Origin of the sequence: Streptomyces sp. CNQ085 (genome assembly GCF_022614595.1) — a bacterium.
Taxonomy (GTDB): domain Bacteria; phylum Actinomycetota; class Actinomycetes; order Streptomycetales; family Streptomycetaceae; genus Streptomyces.
On the sequence record NZ_JAJFAU010000205.1, the window covers coordinates 1 to 6,567 of the forward strand.

1 protein-coding gene is annotated in these 6,567 nt (G+C 71.2%); it reads right to left on the bottom strand.

The features are described 5' to 3' along the window. Positions 1-121: 121 nt before the first annotated feature. Positions 122-6,241 carry a LamG-like jellyroll fold domain-containing protein gene (locus LJ221_RS22670; protein ID WP_241718574.1) on the bottom strand — a complete coding sequence of 2,040 codons (6,120 nt, stop codon included), beginning with the start codon at positions 6,239-6,241 and terminating at the stop codon, positions 122-124. Positions 6,242-6,567: the final 326 nt, after the last annotated feature.

A 6,567-nucleotide genomic window follows, 5' to 3' on the forward strand; every position in this document is an offset into this window, starting at 1 on the left:
AGCGTCTTCACTCGGCGATCGGTTATCGCCCGCCACGAGAAGCGCACGCCGAGCATGAACGACTCCGCCTCGCCGCATGAAATAAACGGCTGCATTACCTGTCCGGAAAACGCGAGGCCCCTCACAGGCGCAGGGCGAAGACATCGGCGGTCTGCGACTGCACCAGCGCCAGGCCGGTGTTGGCGGGCACATACCGCTGACCGATCGCGTCGTTCAGCACCCTGGCGGGATCCTCGGTGTGGCCGGTCAGCGTCAGACTGGTCTCCCGGGCGGTGTTCCTGCCCTGACTGACCCGGGTGTCCTGGCTCCATGTGTTGGCGTACTCCAGACTGCCCGACACGCCGAACTTCATCCAGCCTTCGGCCAGCGTGGTGGCGGTGCCGAAGCCCATCGGCGCCGTGATCGACAAGACGCTCTGGTCGGTCTCGGCCCCCGCGGCGAAGTTGAAGGCGGCGTTCATGCTGCGGGTCCTGCTGGAGGACAGGCTCTGCACCACCTGGTCGGCCTCGGCGAATTCCACCGAGGAGGCACCGGCCCAGCCCTCCTCCTTGGCGGGGAGGTTCTCCGAGGGCACCGGTGGGGCACCCTCGACGTAGCCCATGAGCTGCGGGTCGAACTGGGCCTGGCCCACCCATTCGGTGACCAGGTCACCCACCTTGTAGCCGGTGACCAGGTGCCAGCGGCCGTCGCGGACGAAGCCGTAGCAGCGTTTGAGCACACCGAGCGCGTCGCCCTTGGCGTCGAACTGGAGGTCCGCGTACTCGGTGACGCCGGGGGCGCCGGCGACTGTCTCGTGGAACGGGGTGCGGACGTCGGCAAGAGCCGAGCGCACCTGGGCGGTGTCGGTGGACAACGGCGCGGTCGAGAGCAGGATGCGCGGCCGCTTGGCGGAGAATCCCAGGTCGTTGCCGCGCAGGCCCTCGTCGCGCACCGAGGTGGTGCCGGGCGCGGTGGAGTCCCTGTCGAAGGGCCAGTAGCCGAGCAGGTCCTGCTTGTCCCCGCGCAGACGGGTGAACAGGTTGTCGGATATCTGCTCCCGGGTGCGGACGGTGCGCCAGATCCGCACCTCCTCCAGCGTTCCGGCCAGTGGATCGGTGGGCCTGCCCCCGTCCAGACGTGCGCCCAAAGTGAGCTGGGAATCGCCCCAGGCCCCGGTGTCCTGCGCGGTGGTCGGGCCCTCGGACAGCGGGGCGCCGTTGCGGTACAGCCGCAGCGGGCTGGCCGTGGGGTCGGGGTCGCGGGTCCAGCCGGCGCCGCGCAGCTTGGCCGGGAAGGAGCCGGAGGTGTCGAGGGTGACGTTGCCGGCGTTCTCGTCGAAGGCCCAGCGGGCCACGAGTCCCTTCTCGCGCGGGGTGACCGGCAGGCCGAGCCGGACGGACGGCCGCGCGGTGTTCCACAGCCGCACCTCGCCCATGACACCACGGAATCCGCGGCCGATCTCCAGTTCACCGGTGTTGGACTGCGCACCGGGACCGCGGTACAGATGACTGCCGGCCGGTATGCCGTCGAGGTAGAACCGGATGTCCTGCTCGGGCTGGGGGGACGCCTCCGCCGGGGTGGTGGCGGAGGCGTTGGGCAGGCGACGCTGCCGCACCACGCTGACGCGCTGGAAGGCGCCGGCCGTGACGGCCCGCTCGGAGGTGTACCGGACGGCTTTGCCGTCGGCCTCGGCGAAGGCGAACTCCACCCGGCCGTCGGCCAGGATGCCCAGTTGGTACGGGACGCCTTCCTGGCCACCGTTGGCGACGGTGCCCTTGGCCAGCAGGCCCATGGGCGTGCCCAGCCGTTCGGCCTGGACGAACGCCTCGATGGTGAGGTCCTCCAGGACGTCCAGCGTGTTCTGCGGGGCCACCGACAGGCCCTCGCCACCGTCCAGGCGCAACGCCCAGGACTGGGTGAAGGTGGCGGTGAGGTGCGCCCACTCGTTGCAGGGGAAGCGCTCCACGGAGCGGAACACCCGGTCACCCACTCGGGCCACCACCTGGTAACCCCTGATCGGTGAGGCGGGGCCGCTCGGCCCGTCGAAGGTCCAGTGGCCGAGCAGGCCGGGCTCACGGCCGGAGAGCCGCCGGTGGCGCTCGGCCGAGATCTCCTGCTGGGTGCGTGCCCGGCCGAAGACGCGGACCTCGTCGATCTGGCCGTCGAGGTAGGTTCCCGAGAAGGGCTGGTGGCCCAGGAGCAGCGGCCCGTTGCCCGTGTACGGGCCGGTGGCGGTGCGGCGGGCGACCTCGGTGCCGTCCCGGTAGAGGATCTGCTCGTGTGTGGCGTGCTTGTACACCGCTGCCCAGTGGTGCCACTCCAGGTCCGGGTAGGACTCAGTGGTGGTCAGGTCGTCGCCGTACAGGGCGAAACCGAAGGTGTCGTCCGGTTCGTAGTGCAGGTGCAGGGTCTGGTCCACTCCACCGGTCATGGCGCCGTGGGTCACCAGTGGCTCGCGGCGTCCGCGGGACTGGCTGCGCCTGGCCCACAGTTCGACCGTGAAGTCGCGGTTGGACAGGTCGAGTGAGCGGGTCAGCTCGACCTTGGTGTCGCCGATGAACTGCTTGACGGGGAGCCCGGCGGGGGCGAGTGCCAGTGAGTAGGAGGACTCGCCGGTCTTGGCGTGGACGATCCTGCCCTGCCCCGCTTCGGGGTTGACCCAGGCTTCCAGGGTCAGGTCGCCGGTCGGGGTGACGCTCGGCAGCCTGGCCGCGGGCAGCGTCAGGTACTGCTCCTTGCCGTCGAGCAGGAAGGCCCGGCCGGGCATTCTCGCCCGCCAGCGGCAGCCGCGGCCGGTGATGCTCGCACGGGCGGTGCCGTTGGGCACGGAGTCGACCCCGCCCGTGGTCAGGGAGACCAGCCGGGAGCCGGTGGAGAGCAGGACCCCGGGCCGGGTGGACTCGGCCCGGCCCCAGTCGTAGCCGACCAGGCTGACCTTGTCACCGGGCTTGATCGCGGTGCCCGCCATGGTGAGGGTGAGTGTCCTGGACCCGGTAGGGGCGTCCGAGTCCGCGGCGTACCCGTTACCGCCGATCGTGAGATGGGCCCTGGCCGGGATCGGGGTGGTGGTGGCCGCGGTGAGCTCCACGGTGCTGCCGGTCACGCGTGCGACCGCGCCCACCGTTACCGGTCGGCCGGGGCTCCCCGCCAGGGCGGCCGCCATCCGGTCCGCCTCGCGCGGCAGGGACTTCCAGGTCTCGGTTTCGGTGCCGACGGTGATGGTCAGGTCGCAGCGGCCGGGGGCATCGCCGTTGCCGACCTTGACGACGGCGCCTTCCAGGGGGACGGCCGGGTCGCGCGCGACGAAGGTGAGCGTGCCGTTGTCCCCGGCCAGCGTCCGGGCGCCGCGGATGACGGCGGTGTCGTAGTACACGGCGAAGAACTGGTCGTCGGACCCGCGGAAGTACAGCACGACGTTGCCGGTGCCGCTGTCCAGCAGCGCGGGCCGGTCGGTGCTGCGGGCGAATTCGAGCAGGCAGCCGGACAGGCTCAGCCCGGTGCGGTCCACCGCGAGCAGCGGCATCGCCACCGTCAGGTCGTCGTCGCCCTGCAGGGCGCTCGACAGACGGGCCAGCTTCTCCCGGGCGTCCTGCAGTTCCGCCTGCTTGGCGGTCAGTGAGAGCCGCAGCTCGGCGACCCGCTGGAGGGCGGTCCTCGACTCCTGGAGCAGGGCGCGGGCGGCGTCCATCGCCTCCTTGGCCGCGAAGTACCGCACGTCCAGGCCCGAGATCATGGACAGACGCCTCATACGGAACAGGCCCGACTCCGCCGTGAGGTGTTCGCTCGACTGGACCGGGAAGAGGTCCTGGGCGGCGGAGGGCAGGCCGATCGCGAGACGGCTCCCGCGGTTGACGATGCGGACGTACTCGCCCTCGGGAACCAGCTGGAAATGCGCGGACCGGTTGCCGGGTTCACGGGAGGCGGCCGTGACCAACCGGGCTCCCTCCGCGGTCGAGTCACCCGCGACGCGCAGGTCCGCGTCGCGGCTGTGAGCGACCAGGAAGTAGCAGGGCAGACCGTTGTGGTCCTCGCCGACCGTCTCCACCCGCCAGTAGGACCGGCTGGACTCAGGGGCGAGAAGCACCCCGGCCTCGTTCAACGAGGAGAGGACGGCGTAGAGCTGATGCGCCGCCGTGCCTTTCACGGTGCGTGGTGTTCCGAGCTCCACACTGTGGAGCCAGGAGGTCACCAGGTCCTTCTCCGCGAAGTAACGGCGCTCCAGGTCGTCGAACACCGGCTTCAGCCGGTCGTGCTCCGCCTGCCGCTCGGCCACCTCGCCCGCGGTGGCGGCCAGCCGGGCGATCTCCGGTTGCAGGGCCGCGACCTCCGGCTCCAGTCGTCTGATCGACTGCTGAAGGGCACTGATCCGCTCCGAGTCCTGGCCCTTCGCCGGCCGCTTGAGCACCGCTGGATCCAGCACGTCCGGCGCCTGGGCCAGGCGGCCGTCGCGGCCCACCGCGAAGTCCAGGCTCGCCAGGCACGGGTTGTTGCCGTACTTGGCGGCGAACGCCAGCATCACCCGGGCCTGCCGCTTGGCGGGCTTGGGGTCGGGGCGGTACCCGGCGACGACGTTCTCCTGCTGGTGGTAGAGCACCGCTGACATGCCGGACGCCACCGAACGCCCCTTGACTACGAAGCTGTCGCGCCGCACTCCGGGGTGGTCACCGACAGGGGCGTCCGAGCCGCTCCACCGCGCGCCGCCGCCGAGGGCGCCGTGCAGTGCCCGGTCGGTCTGGTCGTAGGCGGTGCTCCCCGCGCCCTCGTCGAAGCGGTAGTAGGCCACCAGACCCGGTTCGTTGCCGATCAGCCGGTGGTTCATGTCCTCGGTGAGCTCGGTGGCCGAACGCACCCGGTCCCAGACCCGGAGCTCGTCGATGTCGCCCTTGAAGTTCTTGCGCGTACCGCCGGACGAGTGCTTGCCGACCACGGTGTTCACGCCGGTGACCGGGGTGAACGGCAGCGCCCCGCTGCCGACGGGTTTGCCGTTGACGTACAGCTTCGCGGTGGTGCCGTCGAAGGTGGCGGCGATGTGGGTGTACAGGTCCGCCGGGACCGGCTCGGTGGACAGCAGCGCCGAGGGCGCGCCCTCATGGGTGAGGCTCACCAGACCGGCGGCGTCCACGGCCAGTACGTACTCGCCCTCCCTGGCCAGCACCGGGCCGTCGTGGGAGGTCGGCCTGACCCATGCCTCGACGGAGTAGGGCCTGCCGCCGAACCGCAGCGCCGCCGGATCTCCCAGGCCAACGTGGGGATCGGTGCCGGAAAGCCGCAGCGCGGTCTCCGCGTGCCCCTCGCTGCTCGTCACCGGCACCAGCTCACGCGCGGTGAACGGGCAGGTCCCGGGGCTGCGCTCGAAGACGGCATCCCGGTAGAGCGGGTCCGGGCTGGTGTAGAAGCGGGTCCCCTGGGTGTTGAACAGGCCCTGTACGCCCTGCTCGATGCTGAAGGAGTCGATTCGCCCGGTGGCGTCGTTGTGGGCGAACAGCTGCCAGCGCTGCACGCCGCTGATCGCGGTCGGCACCAGCACCGCGGCGAACCGGCCCCGGGTCAGGTTCCGGACGAACGACAGCTCCTGGGTGGGCTCGTAGAACGGGCGGCCCTCCATGTCCTCGGTTCCCAGGCTGTCCTTGGCGGACTCGGGGCGGGTGGCGTGCCGGCTGCGCTTGTAGCGCACCTCCAGGACCGGTTTGAGCTTGCCGTCCACCAGCAGGAACCGGTCGCACAGCAGGGTGTCGCGCACCAGCGGCACCTTCTTCGTGCCGCTGAGCACGTAGTCGCTGCGGGACGCGTCCCCCGAGCAACCGCCATCGGTCAGCTTGAACACCGCGTCGGGATGCGTGCCGTCGACCGACTGCCTCAGCACCACCACATACGTGCCGTCGGACATCACGTGGAACGGAGCGTCCGCTGTCAGCCGCGCGGTGGTGGACAGGAAGAGATCCGTCTCCCCGGCCGCCGGCCGTTCGGCGGCGGCCGCCTCGGCCCCGCCCCGCTTGACCGTCGGCATCGCCGTCGCACCGGCGACCGCGTACCCCACCTCCGCGAGTTCCCCGGGGAAGAGCAGTTCTGCCGGGTTCTCGCTCCAGTACGCGGTGTCTGCCTCGCTCCTGGCCGAGGCCTCGGACAGGTCCAGCACGGAGTAGACGATCCGGCGGGACGCGTCCATCGCGAACGCGATGGACGTCCCCTGGTGTCGCGCCATGGTCACGTGCCGGTACGACCGGTCCCCGTAGACCTTGAGCAAGGAGTCCCTGGATGTCACTGTTCCCCTCCCACGAGCATGGCCGCCGGCCTCCGGGCCCTTTCCTGCTCCGAAGGCGGCGATGGACTTGCGGCGTACCCCTTCGGGACGCGCCGGTCAGTCTGGCACCTGGGGCTTCGACGGGGAGGGGTTACGCAGTCACCCCGGGGCGGATGGCTTGGCAGCGGGTCAGGTGGCTTGTTTTCGCCGTCCACGAGGGGGTCCGGAGACCCCCCGCCCGACTGCAGGCGTCCCGGCCGGCTCAGCCCCCGGTGTCGTGCCGGGGCGGCGCCGCGTCGGCGTACGGCCGCGCCCCGGCGCGGTGCCGGCCGCCCGCGGCGGCGGGC